This window comes from Sphingomonas montanisoli, assembly GCF_008274695.1.
Classification (GTDB): domain Bacteria; phylum Pseudomonadota; class Alphaproteobacteria; order Sphingomonadales; family Sphingomonadaceae; genus Rhizorhabdus; species Rhizorhabdus montanisoli.
This window is the reverse complement of the sequence record NZ_VTOU01000003.1, coordinates 335,121-351,043: the sequence shown is the minus strand read 5'-3', so window position 1 is coordinate 351,043 and position 15,923 is coordinate 335,121. Positions and strand designations below refer to the sequence as shown.

The following is a 15,923-nucleotide window of genomic DNA, read 5'->3' as shown; positions in this document are numbered from 1 at the left end:
TCCACTGGCGCGCGGTGGGTTTCTGATGCGCAAATATTTCGACAGCATCGCCAACCCGATCGACGGCCGGCCTATCGAGGGCGCCCTTATCAATGTCCTGAAGGGGGATGGATCGCAGCAGCCGATCTATGGCGACCCGAACAAGGCGCAACTGCTCGCGCAGCCGATCAAGACGGACGCGCTCGGCTTCTTCCAGTTCTTCGTCGATAGCGGCGTCTACACCCTGCGGATCGCCAATGGCGCATCGGTGCAGACGATCACCAACGTCGACATGACCGATTCCGTGGCGGGAGCGGTCACGGCAGACGCGATCATCGGCGCGCTGGGCTACACGCCCTACGATTCCGGGAACCCCGCCGGTTATCTGTCGAGCATTACCTCGGGTCTGGTCAATGCCGCGCTCGGCGGCGGTGGCGCACTCCTGAAATCCGGCGGCACAATGACCGGCGCGGTGCTGGGCGTCGACTCCAACGATCCGGCCGCTCTGGTCACGCGCGCCTATGTGCAGTCGCTCTCGAATGGGCAGGTGCCGAAACCCGCCTCGCGACGCGCCACGACGGGCAATATCTCGCTCAGCGGTATCCAGACCGTCGATGGCGTCACCGGCCTGTCTGGCGGGCAGACGCTGGTCAAGAACCAGACCGCGCCGGCAGAGAATGGTCTGTATCTCGAAGCGGCGGGCGCATGGACGCGCATCGTCGAGATGGACACATGGGCGGAGGTGCCTGGTGCGACGACGTTCGTGTCCGGCGGCACGACGCAGGCGAACACGTCGTGGAGTTGCACTTCGGCGGCCGGGGGCACGCTTGGCACGACGGCGATCACGTTCACGCAGACAAGCGCGCAGGGCGCCTATGACGCGAGCGGCGGCGTCAAAAAAACGGGCAACGTCTTTTCGCTGACCCCGATCGCCAACGGCAAGCTGCTGGGCAATGTGAGCGGATCGAGCGCGGCGCCGGTCGAAGTGACGATCGCGGACCTGCTCGGCTACACACCGGCAAACGCGGCGGGGCAGACGTTCACTGGTGAGGTCAACGCTCCATCGGTAAATGCGCGCGGCGCCGCCGGTACCTTCCGTCTCATGCGCTTCATGAGCGGTGCGCTGAACCGCTTCGCCTGGGGCCTCGACAGCGTGGCCGAGAGCGGGAGCAATGCGGGCTCGAACCTGTTCCTGAACCGCTACAACGACGCCGGGTCGTTTATCGATCAGCCCATCGGGGTGAACCGTGCGACCGGCGTCGTCACCATCAACGGCAAGACGATGGCGGAGAAGGCCGATCTGGCGGCGCTGGCCCTCGCGTCCAACTCGACTCCCGGCACGTCGCTGATCACGGCAAGCCAATATCGGACGCTGCAGCAGGCGCTCGCGACGTTTGGCGTCAATGTGATGGACAAGGGGGCCAAGGGCGACGGCGTTACCGATGACATCAATGCATTTCGAATCGCGGTTGATACTGGCGCTCGCGTGATCCGCATGCCGAGCGTCGAAACCTTTTATAACCTTAGTGACATGTGGCGGGTCGGAAGGTCGGCAAAGCTGGTTGGGGATGGGTGTGAGCCCTATCAGGGATCGTTAGACACTTCGCCGGCAACCCGTGGGCCTGGTTCGTGGTTGAAATTCAATCACTCGGGCGAGGGGCTGCTGCTTTACGGGACCGATACGTCGCATTCTGGCGGGGAGATTGAGGGCATCGGCACTATTCGCAACCAGCCAGACCCGGCCCCTGGATGGGCGCCGATCAATCACAATTATGATTTGTCGGTCATCAGCGGAGACTGGCGCCTTGATAACATCATGCTGTGGAATGCGACCAAGGGGCTTCTCCACGATTATGCTGGGTATGGGCGTTGCGAGATTGGGCGTTTGCGCGGTAGCTGCTTCAATATCGGCATCAACATTGATCGCTGCGCCGACCTGTTCAGGGCGCAGGATGTCCATTTTTGGCCTTTCTCAGGCTTCTCGACCTACGGGGAATGGACGCGAGATAACTTGATTGCCCTCCAGACTGGTCGGTGTGACGGAGCGACTTTCGACAGCTTCTTCTGTATCGGGGCGGCGCGAGGCGTCCAAATGGTGCAAGGACAAACGGGGATCTCGCAGCACATTAAGTTCGGCGTCCTTTACATCGACTTGTTTGGCGAGTTCGGCATTTATGTCGATGCCTCCGCAGACGGGGCGTCAATGGAGGTTGCCGACCTTCTCATGCAAGGCGCTGTGGCGGCGGATGGTGATCCCGGTGGCGCGCAGAATGGCATCGTCGTTGCGGCTGACAACTCAGTGTTGAAGGCGGCGATTTCGAATATCAAGCGGGTGAACGAACAGGCGGCGATCGTCACCGGGAACAACTCGACGGTCGAATTGGGCCTCAACAGCATCGATGCGTGGAACAGGGCGAGCATCGGTGCATCGGCCTATGCCGTCACCGGCACCGGATCGAAGATCATGCTCGGGCTCCCACCGCTTGTCACAAACAGCGGCGGCGCGATCGGTGACGGCTCGGGCAAGGTCTTCATGCCGTCGATGGCCGCGATTTAGGCAGCATTTTGGAAAGCCAGCGCGCGAAGCATCTCGGCGTCAATCGCTTGCTCGAAGTGCAAGCCGGCGTATAATTTTGAAGTAGGCCGGTACTCGAAAAGTTCGTGCCGACCGCTCTTGTGCAGCAGGTTGAAACCGCTGAGTTCTAGATGTCCGACTGGATCCGAGATGTTCACACTCAGCAATCGATGAGGTGTCGAATGCAGCGCATCGGCCAGCCTTTCCAGCGTGTGAGCTGTGGTGGGATAATTCGGAGAAAACATCAGGAACGTAATTGGGGCGTTTGAGCGCAGATCGTGACGAAGACGAGCAACACATCTTCCCAAATAGCCTTCGAAATCTAGGGCGGCGGGATCGCGATGATTGAAAATGAAATCGATGCCGTATCGATCACCGTAGAGGCGGTGGGTTCCGCAATTCTCCTCCACGCGCGCCCGGTTTCCAAGTGGGGTTGATTGGTGGAAGCGGGAATCCAGAAGGGTCTCGAAGTCGTCCTCGATGCAGTCGGCGATCATGTCTGCGCACGAGAATAGCCAGTCAAAAGGCTGGCTATGTGAACGCAGCCCCAAGCCCTGCAACATGAAAGCCGTAAAGCAACTTGTCCCCAATCCGACCAGCTTGCTCGCTTGCGGCAGCTTGGCGACTCGAGGCATTGTATTCGATCGGGCTTCGTCGCTCTGAATGAAGTTGTGCAATGCCTGTCGAACCTGCTCAGCGACGTTTTCACCGCCATTTAAGTGGGTGGCCAGGTCAAAGACCTCTTGCGTGGAGGGTGTGCGCCGCAGCACACCCTCGTAAATCAAACGTGCCAGTTCGAGCGAAGTATCCGGATAACTTCGGGCGATTCGGCTTGGCGAGATGGCGATCATTGGATTGGCGGACGGCTCGCAACCATCATGGCGTAACCGATATGCATGTTCATGGAATTAAGGCGCTGCGCAAAATCGAAAAGATGCTCAGCGGTCGTCCCGTCAATCGGCTCGTGATCATAACCCAAAGATAATTTTATGACCTCAACCTTCGTTGAGCCAATAGGGATCGCGGCGCGCCCGATCGCAAAACTCTGTGATATTTGTTCGCATCTAAGCAGCAGTTGCTGGTTGGAGAGAACATTTTTCAATTCTTCGGATTCAGGCGTCCGTTGTCCTACGAGGCTAAAGAATTTTGCCAAATTTCGGCGGAATGGCAAACTTAAATCCTTTACGTCCTCGGTGACGGATTGCTGCATCCCGAGCATCGGCGCGAGCCTGTCGAGCCTGTCAATGCCGGTTGCCAAAGTGCTGACTAGATCGGCCCATGCCACTGTAAAGCGACCGATAGCTTCAAAGAGTTCGCGCTCACGCGCTTCTCGCATTTCAGCCTGAGGGTCAGGACGAGCGCCGTCAGAATCTATGATAATGCCCATCCACACGACATATCACTTCGACTAGACTTGTCCAGTTTGCGCTTTTTCGTGGAAGCATGCTTAAGCTCCCCCCGGAGGTCGTTGCGCTCGTCGCTGACGCTTGACCGACTCGGAACGCGTGTTCCATGTTTGTTCTCATGGAACACGGAGGCGAACATGCGGCACGACCCGCTCTGCAATTTTGACAGCTCTACGAATCAAGCGGGCGTCCCTTGGGCCGAAGTAGAGGCATATCGGCACGATCTGTCGACCTGGCAGCCGCTCATCGAGGCGCATGGCTGGCAGCCAATCGCGGCTTATGACGGCAAAGCTGCAGCGCTAGTTCGCTCCCCCTTGAAGTGGATCTACGGCGTCTTGGTCGACGAGATGTGGCACGACATGCGCGCAGGCGACCTGGAGCCACTGCCCGAGTTTCACCCGATCGAGTTCATCCCTGTCACCTACGAGCAGGGCGAAGCGATCTTCCTGCATGTACCGGCGCCGCAAGCTAAGCCGCCCGCCCTCTTTGCGCCAGAGGATAGCCGCTCGCTCTTCGAAGTCATGATGGGCATGACCACGGGAGAATGGGATGCCGCCGCTGGCGTTGAGCGCGACTTCGGTCGTGGCTGACCGCTGCCCGAACGACGAAACCCGAAATTATGGGCCGCTCACCACCGGCGTTCTTCCCTCATTGGACGCACACTGTAACGAGAATGATCGAGGCGCGCGGGGAGAAGCCAGAGACATGGATCGTCAGGGTCGGCTGCGACACGTGCAAGAAATGGCGTGCGGTCGACCTCGATGCTTTGCTTGCAGATCGAGGGGCCGACTTCTCGCTGGTGAACCGGCGATATAGGTGCCGGCTCAAGCCAGACTGCTCGGGCTGGAACCAGTTCTACTATTACAGCGGCGTGATGCGCCCGCTTTGGGATGACGCGACGACAGATCGATGGATGAAGCACGACAGCCAGGTGCGCACGACTGTCGCGTTCATCGTCAAACATCTTGAAGGCTACTTCCGCCCCGATCATGCCCCGCCAGGTGTGGACCAATGGGCATGGTCGTGGGCCGATGATCGCGAGCGGAAACGCTTGATGATGATCGCGCGGGGTTAGGGAGCATCATGCAGGGCGAAGCCGACAAAGAGTGGAAGGCAGAGCCGGCGCAGCATCTGCGTGGATGGTGGGCAGCGGGCTATATCTACCGCGGCCAAGCTGGCACCCACTACGGCCAATTCGTGCCGGTCTATCACTGGCCCACTGAGTACGAGGCCTGCGCATTCGTGGACGCGATGCGCCTTGGCTCGTCGCGGGTCGATGCTAAAGCGAAGGCGACGATACGATAACGGTCGGTTGGCTGCGTCAGGCGCTAGTGGGTTCGGCGACGTTTAAAGACATCACTTAAAAGCTAGCCTGGCATCAGTTCGGACATTACCCGTCAGGAAAGAACCCGGGATATTCATCAGCTATCGCGTCACCTCGTTAGGCACGGTTGAGCGTGAATTCTCGCTTAGCATCGAACTGCAATGGTCAAGGCTGCGCCGGAGATGTTGGCGTATCGCATCGGGGCGCGTTGGCTTGGGATCGGGCTGACAAGCGATCCATTCGTCCAGCGCCGCAAGATCGGCAGGCTGAACCCGAACCCCAATCATTGTGCCCACCCCCGTAGCAGGGCGGCCGATCTTCTTTTTGTTATCAGAAACTCTTGCATCCTTCATTATTTCTGATAACAGAAAGGGCGAGCCGAGGCAAGGATTAGGCCCCTTGCCCCGGCTCTAACCGCAACACCTGATCAGAGGTGAATGGCTATGAGCACCATACCGCCGGGGGCGCGTCCGGCCAAGCTTTCGCGCATCGAAAAGACCGATCTCGCCGCCTACGCCACCGGCGCGGGCGTGATCGCATTCCTGCCCCACATCCTCGAATTGCTGGGGATGCTGTGATGGAACACTTCACACTCCGCCCGGCCAATGGCGAGCTTTCCTACGCAGACCGTCCCGCAAACGAGCGTCAGCAATTCGTCCTCCCCGCCATCCCGGCCGGCGCCAGCTCCATGATGCGAGAGCTTGTCGACCGCTACGTCACAGCATGGCTGTCGCCAGTTCCGAAGGATGAAGAGGGTGGTCTCGCAGCCGAACGCTGGCACGAGGCGGCGCGGGCGATCCAAATCTTCGAGCCATCCTGCGATGCAGATAACCTCGCAAAGCTGATCGTAGCAATCCACTATCGCGATCCCGAAGGCGAGGCCGACAGCTTGGAGATCGATGCGCCGGACGCGCCTGAAGATCGCCGGGCGGTCGAAATGGAGCTGGGCTGCCTCGACTGGTTTCTCGCCCGTCAGCAAGACGCCGGAAGTTGGGACAAGGCGCTCGCCGAATACCGACGCTCTCGTCAGATTTACGATCGTCACGCCTCGCACTCGACGCTCCCCGATAGCCAGGGGTTCGAGTGCCTGAAGGCTGAGGCCGACATCCTGCTCGACTTCACGACCGCCAAGCTCGACGCGCTCATCGCGACGCCTTGTCCTGATCTGGTAGCCGCGCTCGCCAAACTCGAAATCTGTCGCCAGGAATATCATGTCGGCAGTCATGCCGGTGAGGCGATGGATCAGATCGAAGCTGATTTTCGACGCCTTGCCGGGCAGGGCACTTCCGCAACCGAGGAAGATCCGCAGCTCATCAGCGCGTTTGAAACATACCGAAAAGCGCTGAGCGAAATGAAGGTCTCGCCTGGCGATCTGACCGACGCGGCGGCCGCTCCTTTCTTCGAGCGTATGGACCCGGCGGACATGTTGATGAAACAGACGCCGGCCCGAACCGTCCCCGGCGTCGTCATGAAGCTGAAGCGGGCGTTCTCGGGCTTGGTCGAAGGTCGCTGGGCCGACACGGCCGTTTTCGATGAACGCCCGGCGGCCTTTGCCAAGGGTCTCGACATGTCCGGCCTTGACCAGCAACTCCTTTGGGGCGCGATCGAGGATCTCGAGCGGATCGCTGCAGGAGACAGCGCCAAGGCTGGAGTGCCAACATGGCAGTCTGGCTTGGATGCATATCAGACGGCGCGAAAGTTAAGCGATGAAACGCCACATGGTCATCTCGACGATGATGTGCGGGTGACGGCTTACTGCAAGGCGATGGACGCGCTGTTCACGATCCGGGCTCCCGATCACGCCGCTCTGCTCATGAAGCTGGGCCTGTTCAACGAGCGGTTTGAGGACGGGACGGACGATCCGACCGATCTGGCGTGGATCGCCGACGACATCCGCCACTTGGCGGCGAAGGGGGGGGCATGAGCCATGGCCTCTATCCCCGCAAGCCCGCCGCTCGTCGCTGGCTTCGACGCCAAGGAGTGGATTGCCGAATGGTCCGCGCACGGTGGCATCGTCATCCTAGTAGACGATCGTCTCTACCTGCGCCGGCAGCCGAATCTGCCATATCCCTTGTCCTCCCACCTCGATCGTCTGAGCATCATCCTGATCCGGTGTGGCGGAGGACAGGCAGTAGCCGAGCATCTTGCCCAGCGTCGCGAGGGGGTGATCCCATGAGCTTTGACCCTATAGCGTGGATGGCCAGCCTGGAGGCCGCCGGCGGACTGGTGACGATCCGGGCCGGCGCCATGTGGATTGAGACGGCCAATGTCGAGTTGCCGTTGGAGCAGTTCACCTCGCCGATCATCGGGCATCCCGAACGGCGCGAGGCGATAAAGGCGCTCGCGATGCAGCGAGACGGGAGCGTAGCGCACGGCTAATCCCCAACCACACCAGAGCCAGAGGGCGGGGCGCGGTAATCATCGCGTCCCGCCTCGTCGTGTTCACCGCTTCCGCGACAGCCTCGCCATGTCCGAACGGCACGCGGAGGCCGACTGGTGGGTCGATACATACCGTCGGGCTTTCCCGCGGCTTCGGTCGGCCGTGTCCGTCCGTGACGATGGCTGGGCACAGCGAGGCGGGGTCGATCGCGTCCTCACCCTCGCCTGCGGCCGGACCTACACCGTCGATGAGAAGGTGCGTGCCGAGGACTGGGACGACATCCTACTGGAGCAGTGGAGCGACGAGGAACGGCGTGTGCCGGGCTGGGTGCAAAAGTCGCTGGCCTGCGACTTCATCGCTTATGCCTATGCGCCATCGCGGGTCTGTTACCTGTTGCCGGTTGTGCCGTTGCAGCGGGCCTGGCGGATGCATGGGCGGGAGTGGATCGGGCTGTATGGGCAAAGACGGGCGGTCAATCCAGGGTATGTTTCGGTGAGTGTGCCGGTCCCCCGGTCGGCGCTGATCAGCGCAATCGCCGAGGCGATGATCCTAAGCTGACCTCAGATCGGTGCGAGGCGACTAATACCCCGCTGCCTGATGCTGCCTGAACTCGTCCTCGATCGAGTTAACGAGATTGTCGACTTCGCCCTCCTCGTAAACCTCGGGCGCGCTGGGAGCAGCCCGAAGAATCTCGAGAGCAGCGTGATATGCTGGCAAAAGGCGATCGTCACTCGGCCGTCCGGCAATAAAGTACGCTTTGAAGTCGTCGCTGGCGCCGATGTTCACCGACGACAGGTGCCCCATCCACCTGCGCGCCTTATTCTTGATGTTCTCGGCATCAGCGAGATCGAAGGACAATGGCTCATAGGCATGAATCCGACCATTCTTCCACGAATGCGCGAACTCGATCGCATCCACGCTTCCACGAATAACCTTCGGCTCGAATTCAATGGCTATGTGGCGATCCGCCAACGCCTGTCTCACCGGACGCCAGACGTCATCATCCGTTTTTCGAGTTTCTGTTCGCCGGTCATAGGTGGAGAGCATGCGGTCGGCGATGCGGTGAAACTCTTTCTCCACATCCTTTGCGATCCCGGTCCCAATTTCAGACCACTGGAGGGAGCTCCCGTCATGCGGCAGCATCCGCGTCGCGACTGCTCGAGCATCGCCACTCGAAAATAGTCGATCGCCCTCGACCTGCTTAGCGATTGACTTGGAGGCCCGGCGCACCGCAGCAATCGCGGCAATAAAGGCAATCCGATCAATGTCGGGAAAGAGCGGTCGCAGGCGCTGTATGCGCTCCTTAAACTCCGTCAGAACGACAGGCGGGTAGCCCTCATGTCCTGCCGCTAGGAAAACGAGGCCGACATTCACAAACTCACCGGTCACCACGTCGTGAACGTAGCGCAAAACGCTGTAGCTGTAGGGCCGGCGGCTCATTTCAGGATCCGATCCAACTCAGTCATACAACCATCGACATTATCACGAACCTGCCTGATCTTCTTTAGAATATCGGCAATGAATGGTTCGTCGCGCCAGATTGAAGGCACTGCAGCGCCATAGGCGGCTATGTCGTCGTCATGCAAGTCTGACCACTTTTGCCGGATCGTACCGTGATCGATCAACTGCGCAACCAGTTCTCGGCGAAATATGTGCTTTCCGGGCTCGCTGAACGACCCCAGGCCACCAAGCGCCCAAGGCTTTGGACCAAGCAGACCCCTTGGAAAGGCGAGTTCGTGGTCGAAAATACGTAGATTGTCGCCGCTGACCAAGCAGTTGGGGTTACCATCCCGACGATCCACGTTCTCGATGAAGCCGTCGAAAGCCAGTATCTCGGCAGCTGTTTGCAACATGCGCGGCGTGAGACGGTTCGTCGCAGTCCAGGCTGGCCACTGGGGCCAAACCAGTTTCGACCCGAAGGCCAAATTGTCGAACTCAGAGAATCTGTTCCGAACGGCGGGCGGAAGGCAGTCCCTCCAGTCAGTGGGAATGGAAACCACAAATGGCTCGGGGATGGGAAGCCCAACGGCTCCGGCTAGGCAAGCCGAAATCACTTCGACCGCCAGCGAGTTTGTCCCCATATCACAGGAGGACGAGAACTTTAGAACCACCTCAACGACATTGCCGTCGTCTGCTTCGGCAGCCACCACGATCGGTTGAGTGCGCCCGCTGCCTACATCACGGATGTACTGAACAGCCTCCAGATTTCTTAGCACTCCTAACCATCTCCCCGCTCCAAAGAGCTCCTCGGCGGCCCCCGCCTTGCGATTTCGCAACAAATCGATGGGAGCGTTAGAGTCAATAAGGGGCTATTCCGCATACAATATACTATCGAACGGGGCCGCAGTGAAATGGCCGTGCATCGCGATCAGCGCCTAGGGTGGGCTCGCCGGGATTCGAACCCGGACCTGCAAGTTGACGTTTTTTGCTCGCTTCACCTCAGCAGCTTCGTCCCCGCCTCCGTCAGCGCTCCTCGCAGTTTCCCAGCGAACAGCGCCAACGCGGGCGGCAGATCGACCTCCGCATGCACCTTATCCTCCAGCACATCGAGCCGCGCCGCGACTCGCTGCCCCAGCGCCTCGACTGCGAAGAACAGGCTGTCACCTTCCCATCGGTGTTCGGTTACCTTCCCGCCAGGCACAAAGCTGGCGAGCTTATGAAAACCGCCCTCGATGCGTTGGCGGGCGGCGGCTTTGCCGGTTGAATGCGGAATGTCGATCGTGACTGGTTTCATGGCGGGGTAACGCGCCGTCGGCGGAATGGTGGCTAAATCAATGCAGCGGGAAGTATCCCGCCGCAGCGGGATCGAAAAGCCCCGATCGGCATTTTTACAAGATCATGACCATCGAGGATTTCGAAGCCGTACTCAGCATGGCCGTCGCGTGCGGGTTGGTCCTGCGTTGCTGGCGCATCCCGATGTCAGCTCTTCATGACATCATCCGCCGCGCTCCCGGTGGGGCGGCCTTGATCCTCGACGGTGATGGCGTGAAAATCGCTGGGCTTCCGGTTGAGGTTGTACAAGTCGGCGGCCCGAGAGAGGTCATTTTGGTCAGCGCGATTGGCGAAGAGCTTCGACTGAACTGGCCGTGCTGATCCGCATCCGATCCGCGTAACGGGGCTGCCACCGCCTATGCAGGAGCCTTCACCGTAGCACCGCTCCTCTTAGGCGCGTGGATGGCGGTGACGATGCGCCGTAGTCGCAAGCCGGTCCGTGAACGCGGAAGGCATGCGGAGCGGGTGGCGGGTAACGAGAAAGTGAAATCAATCCGCGCGGAGCAAGGGCAGGCTGAGACGATCAGAAACGGTATAGGAGGCGCGAAATGTACCCCGACACCAAGGACGAAGAACCATCAGACACGCCGCTCGCCGACACGGTCGACGATGGGCTTCCCGAGCCCGACGACGCAGTTGAAGAGAATAAGGAAACGGGCGAACCAGGCGGCGGCAATTTCGCGTGAGAAGCCGGCACCACACCCGACGCGAAGAGCCGAAATGGCGTCTGGTGATTGCTTGGTGATTGCTGATAGCGAAACGGCACTACCCAATCGGCAGACTTAACGCCTAAAATTCAATCGGATGATGCACATAAGTGCCTAAAATCTGGTATTTTCGCTATAGGCGGGTCTAGACCGGATTGACTGAGCGGAGGGTGCGATGTTGCTGGCGATGTTTGCGTCCTTCATGGCCCCCGTCACCGCCGCATCGCCGCTGCCGTCATGGCTGGCGGGATATTGGATCGAATGTTCCGCCGGGCGTGAGACGGCCGAAAGCTGGAGCGATGCGCGCGGCGGCGTGATGCTGGGCACCAGCAAGACGGTGTCGGCGAAGCGCACGAGCTGGGAATTTTCGCGGATCGCGCCAAGCGGCGACGGGATCAGCTTCTTCGCCAATCCGTCCGGGCAGGCGCCGACCGAATTCAAGGCGATCGAGCTGAGCGACCGCCGCGTCGTCTTCGAAAATCGCAGCCACGATTTCCCGCAGCGCGTGATCTACCAGCGCGATGCGGATCGGCTGGACGCTCGGATCGAAGGTGAGATAAGTGGGCGGGCGAAGGCGGTCGAATGGCATTATCGGCTCCGCCCGATCAATTCGACTTGCCCCTGAGAACGGTTCGCGCACAATCGATAGCGTTCGATGACGTTGCCGTGACACCTTGTCACGGATGATGTCGCTGCCTATTTCGGCGGCGTGTGGCGCAGCCACGCATCGTTCGAACGACCTTTGGGTAGGGGATAGACATGGCCAATGTGGACGGGCGCTGGGATAGCGTGGTGAAGTCGCCGATGGGCGAACAGAAGGGTGTCCTGGTGCTCAAGAGCGACGGGAGCAGCCTGACCGGGAACAGCGAAGGCCCAATGGGCAACGTCGAGCTGGCCAACGGCAAGATCGACGGCAATGCGCTCAGCTGGAAGATGGACATCAAGACCCCGATGGCGATGACGCTGGAGGTCAACGCGACCATCGACGGCGACGTGATCGACGGCTCGATGAAGCTCGGGCCGTTCGGCAACGCCCCGTTCAAGGCGACGCGCGCCGCTTAAGGTTTCGGAGTGGATGCGTAGGCGACGATTGTCCAGTCGTCGCCTGCGGGTTCCCAAACTGACAGGAACAAGGTGTCGATGCGCCCCTTCGCGCTGCCGTCGCGCCATTCGAACTCCATGAACGACACGCCTTTCAGGAGCGCATAGCCCGGCCGGATTTCGACTGAGAGATCGGACGCGCCGGTGGCGTGGGTGATGACGGCGCGGGCGCGGATGCGATCGAGATAGGTCGCGCGATCCTCCACCAGCCCGTTGATATGGGCATAATGAAATATATCAGCGGTCATTGCGTCGAGCGTGTCGGCATCGTCGGCCTCGATCGCGCGGCGGCGCGCATGTTCGGCGGCGATCAGGCGGGCGGCATCAGCCATTCGCGTCGCCCTTCGCCACGTCGTGATGCACGATCGTCTTGGCGACGAACTGGGGCGAACTGCTGAATTCGGCGATGCGCCAGTGGCCATCGGCTTCGCGGCGGCATTCCAGACGGCATTCGACCAGCAGATTGGGTGCGATCGGCCCGGCAATCGGGCGGGCGCCCGGCGCCGAGAAATTGAGGTTGAAGCATTTGATGGTCGCGCGGCTCTCGTCATGGACGAAGATGCGCGGATTGACGAAAGCGTGGAGCAGCTGGCGCTCGCCATCCTGCAGCGTCTTCGCGATCCGATCGCGCTCGGCAGCGTAGAAGGCCTCGAGCTGTGCATGCCCCTGATAGCGATGCTCGCCGACCACGAACGCGCCGTCGGCGCAGTAATAATCGGCGATCGCGCGGCCGGTATTCGCGTCGATCTCATGGCCCAGGTCATAGAGCATCTGCTGAAGCTCCGTGATCGCTAGCGCGGCGTCCGGTGTCAGTGTGCGCATGGCAGACCCTTACCAAATGGCGATAGATGACTTGCCATCATTTGATGTAGTTCCGGAGGGGCGAAAGGGGTAACTCTATCGTCTATAAAAAGGCCAGATAATAAGGGAGGAACTGATGGGCTTCAGGCATGTCCTGTTGCTGGGGGCCGCAATGGCGCCTGGCATCGCAACCGCGCAGACCGCAACCCCGGCACCCGCCGCGCAGGCGGACGCCGTCGATGACAGCGGCATCGGCGAGATCGTCGTCACTGCGCAGCGCCGATCCGAAAATCTTCAGAATGTGCCGATCTCGGTCGCCGCTCTGACGCAGCAACAGCTGACGAGCGCGGGGATCAGCGCGGTTCAGGATCTGACCGCCGCGACCCCGGGCTTCGTGTGGGCACGCACCACCAGCACCAACCAGCCGACGGTGCGCGGCATCGGCACGCGCAACTTCGCGGCAGGCGACGAGCCGAACGTCGCGACCTATTTCGACGGCGTCTATCAGCCCGACTCGTTCGGCGCGGTCTATGAACTGGCGAATGTCGAGCGGGTGGAGTTGCTGAAGGGGCCGCAGGTCACCCTGTTCGGGCGCAACGCCACCGGCGGCGCGGTGAACATCGTCACCAAGAAGCCCAGCTTCACGACCGAGGGCGAAGGATCGATCAGCTACGGCCGCTTCGATTATCTCCACGGCACGGCGTACATCTCCGGACCGATCGTCGACGATAAGCTGGCAGTCAGCCTGTCGGGCGTGGCCGAGGATAATGGCGGCTATATCCGCGACATCTTCCGCAACGTCGACATGGGCAAGCGAAAGATCGGCGCTTTGCGCGGCAAGATGCTGTTCCAGCCGTCCGAGGGCGTCGAGTTCCAACTGGGCGGATTCTACAGCTACACAAAGGACGACACGACCTTCGCAACCCATCCGCTCAACGGCAACAGCAACGTCCGCACGCTGGTCAACAACCCCGCGCGCAACCCGCTGAACCTGCCGCTCAGCACGGTGATCCCGACCGGTGATTTCCAGACCGCGCTCGACTTCAAGCCGTTCCTGCGCGTGAAGCAATATATGATCGACGGGCATATGTCGGTCGATCTGGGCTTCGCCACGCTCACCGGCGTCGCGGCCTATCAGAACACCGATAATGACTATGCGCAGGATTTCGATTATTCGCCGCTCAACGTCACGCGGATCACGATCAACTGGGTCGGCCATTCGACCTATCAGGATCTGCTGCTGACCAGCAATGGCGAGGGCAGGTTCAAGTGGATGGTCGGCGGTAACGCGCTGCAGGCCTATGCCGCGCAGGATCCGCAGAACACCAACGGCAATATGACGATCGACAGTCAGAAGACGCGATCGATTTCGGGCTTCGTCGAGGGCACCTATGAGCTGGTCGATCACCTCTTCCTGACGGGTGGTGCGCGTTATACCCGCGACAAGAAGACCGCACTCTACATCCCGCCGGCGAGCGACCCGAACCAGAACCGCGCGGGTAGCAGCACGACGTTCAACAACCTTTCGCCGCGCGCAGTCGCCCGCTACGAATTTGCACGTAACAGCAACGTTTATGCGTCCTATTCGCGTGGCTTCAAGAGCGGCACCTACAACCCGCTGACCCGCAACGGCGCGCTGATCCCGGCCAGCCCGGAGAAGATCGAGGCGTTCGAAGGCGGCATCAAGACCAATCTCGGCTCGAATGTCCGCTTCAACGCCGCCGCTTTCCACTATAATTACACCAACCTGCAGGTAACGCAGTTCGGCACGATCAATGGCGTGACGGTGAGCTTCCTGCAAAATGCCGGTAAGGCGAAGATCGACGGCGCCGAGGCCAGCCTCGAGGTCAAGTTCAACCAGCATTTCCGCATGTCGGCGAGCGCCGCGCGCCTGAAGACCAAGATCACCGACTTCCCAGGCGCTGCGGTCACCATCCCCAATCCGGCGGTACCGCCGATGAGCGGCAACATCACGACACCGATCAACGTGTCGGGCAAGGATCTGCCGCGCGCGCCGCATTGGACGGGCAATATCGCCGCCAATTACACGACCGACCTGGGCGGCGGTAAGCTGGATGTCGATGCGTCGGTCTATCTGACGAGCCGCTGGTATGTCGACGTGCTCAATCGCGTGGCGGCGCCGGGCTATGCCCTCGCCAACGGGTCGATCAGCTGGACGACGCCGGACGAGCATTGGCGCCTGTCGGTTTTCGGCAAGAACCTGTTCAACGAACGCTATTTCGCCACGCTGCTGACCTTCGGCGGCACCGACCAGTTCGCGTATGACAAGCCGCGCTGGTTTGGCGGGACCGTCGCGTACAAGTTCTGATCGGGCTCTCCCTCCCTGTGCATCGGTGCAGGGAGGGAATCCTCGCCTTATGCGTTACCTGAATGGGCTGTTCTCGAGCGGTTCAGATTGGACGATGTAAACCGTCGTTTCGATCGATTCCCGAGGGGATCGGTTCTGTAAGGAGCGTATCATGATCAAGATCAAGGCAATGGTCGCCGCTTTGGCAATCGGCAGCGCGATGGTCGCAGCGGTCCCTGCCGAAGCACAGCGTTACGATCGCGGCTATTATGGCGACCGGGGCTGGCGCGGTGGCGATCGCGGCTGGCGCGGCGACCGGCAATGGCGCGGCGACCGCGGCTGGCGGGGTGATCGCTACGGATATGGCGGCTATCGCGGCCCGCGCGGCTATTATGGCTATGCCCCCCGCGGTTATGGCTATGGTTATCCGCGATACGGATATGGCTACGGCGTGGGCTATGGCTATCCGCGCTATGGATATGGCTATCGCTATAACAATGATGGCGCGTTGATCGCCGGGATCGCGGGCCTTGCCATCGGCGCCGCGATCGCCAGCGACGGCTATTGAGG

Annotated in this window: 22 protein-coding genes; 15 read left to right on the top strand and 7 right to left on the bottom strand. The window is 60.6% G+C overall.

Annotated elements, in window-relative coordinates; all coding sequences use genetic code 11:
- The first annotated feature begins 25 nt into the window (after window positions 1–25).
- Window positions 26–2,536: a hypothetical protein gene (locus FYJ91_RS12930; protein ID WP_149522690.1), complete on the top strand. Its 2,511-nt coding sequence runs from the start codon at window positions 26–28 to the stop codon at window positions 2,534–2,536.
- On the opposite strand, the gene FYJ91_RS12925 is transcribed toward FYJ91_RS12930, so the two are convergent.
- On the bottom strand, window positions 2,533–3,405 hold the full coding sequence (locus tag FYJ91_RS12925; RefSeq protein ID WP_149522689.1) for a DUF1796 family putative cysteine peptidase: 873 nt from the start codon (window positions 3,403–3,405) through the stop codon (window positions 2,533–2,535). The two genes, FYJ91_RS12930 and FYJ91_RS12925, sit on opposite strands and share 4 nt — an antisense overlap.
- Entirely contained in the window at window positions 3,402–3,941 is a 540-nt protein-coding gene (locus FYJ91_RS12920; RefSeq protein WP_149522688.1) for a hypothetical protein, read from the bottom strand. Before FYJ91_RS12920 ends, FYJ91_RS12925 begins: the two co-directional genes overlap by 4 nt.
- A 156-nt stretch (window positions 3,942–4,097) precedes the next feature.
- Here FYJ91_RS12920 and FYJ91_RS12915 point away from each other — a divergent pair, with 156 nt between their 5' ends.
- From FYJ91_RS12915 to FYJ91_RS12880, 8 genes are all read left to right on the top strand, one after another.
- Window positions 4,098–4,550 carry a hypothetical protein gene (locus FYJ91_RS12915; RefSeq protein ID WP_149522687.1) on the top strand — a complete coding sequence of 151 codons (453 nt, stop codon included), beginning with the start codon at window positions 4,098–4,100 and terminating at the stop codon, window positions 4,548–4,550.
- Window positions 4,551–4,633: 83 nt separating this feature from the next.
- Window positions 4,634–5,035 (top strand): hypothetical protein, encoded by a 402-nt coding sequence (locus FYJ91_RS12910; RefSeq protein ID WP_149522686.1) that lies wholly within the window; start codon window positions 4,634–4,636, stop codon window positions 5,033–5,035.
- 8 nt (window positions 5,036–5,043) lie between these two features.
- Window positions 5,044–5,265, top strand: coding sequence for a hypothetical protein (locus FYJ91_RS12905; protein ID WP_149522685.1), 222 nt, complete (start codon window positions 5,044–5,046; stop codon window positions 5,263–5,265).
- 462 nt (window positions 5,266–5,727) lie between these two features.
- On the top strand, window positions 5,728–5,862 hold the full coding sequence (locus tag FYJ91_RS21030; RefSeq protein ID WP_281290613.1) for a hypothetical protein: 135 nt from the start codon (window positions 5,728–5,730) through the stop codon (window positions 5,860–5,862).
- Window positions 5,862–7,208, top strand: a complete 1,347-nt coding sequence (locus FYJ91_RS12895) for a hypothetical protein (RefSeq protein WP_149522683.1) — start codon at window positions 5,862–5,864, stop codon at window positions 7,206–7,208. The genes FYJ91_RS21030 and FYJ91_RS12895 overlap by 1 nt, the downstream gene beginning before the upstream one ends.
- Before the next feature lie 3 nt (window positions 7,209–7,211).
- The gene (locus FYJ91_RS12890) at window positions 7,212–7,460 is read left to right on the top strand and encodes a hypothetical protein (protein WP_149522682.1); all 249 of its coding nucleotides are present in this window, start codon (window positions 7,212–7,214) and stop codon (window positions 7,458–7,460) included.
- On the top strand, window positions 7,457–7,663 hold the full coding sequence (locus FYJ91_RS12885) for a hypothetical protein (RefSeq protein WP_149522681.1): 207 nt from the start codon (window positions 7,457–7,459) through the stop codon (window positions 7,661–7,663). The genes FYJ91_RS12890 and FYJ91_RS12885 overlap by 4 nt, the downstream gene beginning before the upstream one ends.
- Before the next feature lie 88 nt (window positions 7,664–7,751).
- The gene (locus FYJ91_RS12880) at window positions 7,752–8,222 is read left to right on the top strand and encodes a hypothetical protein (RefSeq protein ID WP_246152616.1); all 471 of its coding nucleotides are present in this window, start codon (window positions 7,752–7,754) and stop codon (window positions 8,220–8,222) included.
- Window positions 8,223–8,243: 21 nt separating this feature from the next.
- On the opposite strand, the gene FYJ91_RS12875 is transcribed toward FYJ91_RS12880, so the two are convergent.
- From FYJ91_RS12875 to FYJ91_RS12865, 3 genes are all read right to left on the bottom strand, one after another.
- Window positions 8,244–9,104: a DUF3037 domain-containing protein gene (locus FYJ91_RS12875; RefSeq protein WP_149522680.1), complete on the bottom strand. Its 861-nt coding sequence runs from the start codon at window positions 9,102–9,104 to the stop codon at window positions 8,244–8,246.
- Window positions 9,101–9,880, bottom strand: coding sequence for a HipA family kinase (locus FYJ91_RS12870; RefSeq protein ID WP_149522679.1), 780 nt, complete (start codon window positions 9,878–9,880; stop codon window positions 9,101–9,103). Before FYJ91_RS12870 ends, FYJ91_RS12875 begins: the two co-directional genes overlap by 4 nt.
- Before the next feature lie 218 nt (window positions 9,881–10,098).
- Window positions 10,099–10,398: a polyhydroxyalkanoic acid system family protein gene (locus tag FYJ91_RS12865; RefSeq protein WP_149522678.1), complete on the bottom strand. Its 300-nt coding sequence runs from the start codon at window positions 10,396–10,398 to the stop codon at window positions 10,099–10,101.
- 104 nt (window positions 10,399–10,502) lie between these two features.
- On the opposite strand from FYJ91_RS12865, the gene FYJ91_RS12860 reads away from it, so the two are divergent.
- From FYJ91_RS12860 to FYJ91_RS12850, 4 genes are all read left to right on the top strand, one after another.
- Window positions 10,503–10,757, top strand: coding sequence for a hypothetical protein (locus tag FYJ91_RS12860; RefSeq protein ID WP_149522677.1), 255 nt, complete (start codon window positions 10,503–10,505; stop codon window positions 10,755–10,757).
- 227 nt (window positions 10,758–10,984) lie between these two features.
- The gene (locus FYJ91_RS20665; protein ID WP_181008501.1) at window positions 10,985–11,122 is read left to right on the top strand and encodes a hypothetical protein; all 138 of its coding nucleotides are present in this window, start codon (window positions 10,985–10,987) and stop codon (window positions 11,120–11,122) included.
- A gap of 196 nt (window positions 11,123–11,318) precedes the next feature.
- Window positions 11,319–11,768 (top strand): DUF6265 family protein, encoded by a 450-nt coding sequence (locus FYJ91_RS12855; protein ID WP_149522676.1) that lies wholly within the window; start codon window positions 11,319–11,321, stop codon window positions 11,766–11,768.
- 134 nt (window positions 11,769–11,902) lie between these two features.
- Complete coding sequence (locus FYJ91_RS12850) at window positions 11,903–12,205, top strand: hypothetical protein (RefSeq protein ID WP_149522675.1); 303 nt, start codon at window positions 11,903–11,905, stop codon at window positions 12,203–12,205.
- Here FYJ91_RS12850 and FYJ91_RS12845 read toward each other — a convergent pair.
- Window positions 12,202–12,576 carry a nuclear transport factor 2 family protein gene (locus FYJ91_RS12845; RefSeq protein WP_181008500.1) on the bottom strand — a complete coding sequence of 125 codons (375 nt, stop codon included), beginning with the start codon at window positions 12,574–12,576 and terminating at the stop codon, window positions 12,202–12,204. The two genes, FYJ91_RS12850 and FYJ91_RS12845, sit on opposite strands and share 4 nt — an antisense overlap.
- Window positions 12,569–13,066 (bottom strand): nuclear transport factor 2 family protein, encoded by a 498-nt coding sequence (locus tag FYJ91_RS12840; RefSeq protein WP_149522673.1) that lies wholly within the window; start codon window positions 13,064–13,066, stop codon window positions 12,569–12,571. Before FYJ91_RS12840 ends, FYJ91_RS12845 begins: the two co-directional genes overlap by 8 nt.
- 115 nt (window positions 13,067–13,181) lie before the next feature.
- On the opposite strand from FYJ91_RS12840, the gene FYJ91_RS12835 reads away from it, so the two are divergent.
- Window positions 13,182–15,374 (top strand): TonB-dependent receptor, encoded by a 2,193-nt coding sequence (locus FYJ91_RS12835; RefSeq protein ID WP_149522672.1) that lies wholly within the window; start codon window positions 13,182–13,184, stop codon window positions 15,372–15,374.
- Between the two features lie 151 nt (window positions 15,375–15,525).
- Entirely contained in the window at window positions 15,526–15,921 is a 396-nt protein-coding gene (locus FYJ91_RS12830; protein WP_149522671.1) for a hypothetical protein, read from the top strand.
- The last annotated feature ends 2 nt before the right edge of the window (window positions 15,922–15,923 follow it).

Coding starts and splice junctions, on each gene's coding strand:
- FYJ91_RS20665 (WP_181008501.1), top strand. CDS start 10,985: ATGTACCCCGACACCAAGGACGAAGAACCATCAGACACGCCGCTCGCC.
- FYJ91_RS12860 (WP_149522677.1), top strand. CDS start 10,503: ATGACCATCGAGGATTTCGAAGCCGTACTCAGCATGGCCGTCGCGTGC.
- FYJ91_RS12885 (WP_149522681.1), top strand. CDS start 7,457: ATGAGCTTTGACCCTATAGCGTGGATGGCCAGCCTGGAGGCCGCCGGC.
- FYJ91_RS12890 (WP_149522682.1), top strand. CDS start 7,212: ATGGCCTCTATCCCCGCAAGCCCGCCGCTCGTCGCTGGCTTCGACGCC.
- FYJ91_RS12855 (WP_149522676.1), top strand. CDS start 11,319: ATGTTGCTGGCGATGTTTGCGTCCTTCATGGCCCCCGTCACCGCCGCA.
- FYJ91_RS12905 (WP_149522685.1), top strand. CDS start 5,044: ATGCAGGGCGAAGCCGACAAAGAGTGGAAGGCAGAGCCGGCGCAGCAT.
- FYJ91_RS12925 (WP_149522689.1), bottom strand. CDS start 3,405: ATGATCGCCATCTCGCCAAGCCGAATCGCCCGAAGTTATCCGGATACT.
- FYJ91_RS12915 (WP_149522687.1), top strand. CDS start 4,098: ATGCGGCACGACCCGCTCTGCAATTTTGACAGCTCTACGAATCAAGCG.
- FYJ91_RS12875 (WP_149522680.1), bottom strand. CDS start 9,104: ATGAGCCGCCGGCCCTACAGCTACAGCGTTTTGCGCTACGTTCACGAC.
- FYJ91_RS12840 (WP_149522673.1), bottom strand. CDS start 13,066: ATGCGCACACTGACACCGGACGCCGCGCTAGCGATCACGGAGCTTCAG.
- FYJ91_RS12895 (WP_149522683.1), top strand. CDS start 5,862: ATGGAACACTTCACACTCCGCCCGGCCAATGGCGAGCTTTCCTACGCA.
- FYJ91_RS12880 (WP_246152616.1), top strand. CDS start 7,752: ATGTCCGAACGGCACGCGGAGGCCGACTGGTGGGTCGATACATACCGT.
- FYJ91_RS12830 (WP_149522671.1), top strand. CDS start 15,526: ATGATCAAGATCAAGGCAATGGTCGCCGCTTTGGCAATCGGCAGCGCG.
- FYJ91_RS12845 (WP_181008500.1), bottom strand. CDS start 12,576: ATGGCTGATGCCGCCCGCCTGATCGCCGCCGAACATGCGCGCCGCCGC.
- FYJ91_RS12920 (WP_149522688.1), bottom strand. CDS start 3,941: ATGGGCATTATCATAGATTCTGACGGCGCTCGTCCTGACCCTCAGGCT.
- FYJ91_RS12910 (WP_149522686.1), top strand. CDS start 4,634: ATGATCGAGGCGCGCGGGGAGAAGCCAGAGACATGGATCGTCAGGGTC.
- FYJ91_RS12850 (WP_149522675.1), top strand. CDS start 11,903: ATGGCCAATGTGGACGGGCGCTGGGATAGCGTGGTGAAGTCGCCGATG.
- FYJ91_RS21030 (WP_281290613.1), top strand. CDS start 5,728: ATGAGCACCATACCGCCGGGGGCGCGTCCGGCCAAGCTTTCGCGCATC.
- FYJ91_RS12930 (WP_149522690.1), top strand. CDS start 26: ATGCGCAAATATTTCGACAGCATCGCCAACCCGATCGACGGCCGGCCT.
- FYJ91_RS12835 (WP_149522672.1), top strand. CDS start 13,182: ATGGGCTTCAGGCATGTCCTGTTGCTGGGGGCCGCAATGGCGCCTGGC.
- FYJ91_RS12865 (WP_149522678.1), bottom strand. CDS start 10,398: ATGAAACCAGTCACGATCGACATTCCGCATTCAACCGGCAAAGCCGCC.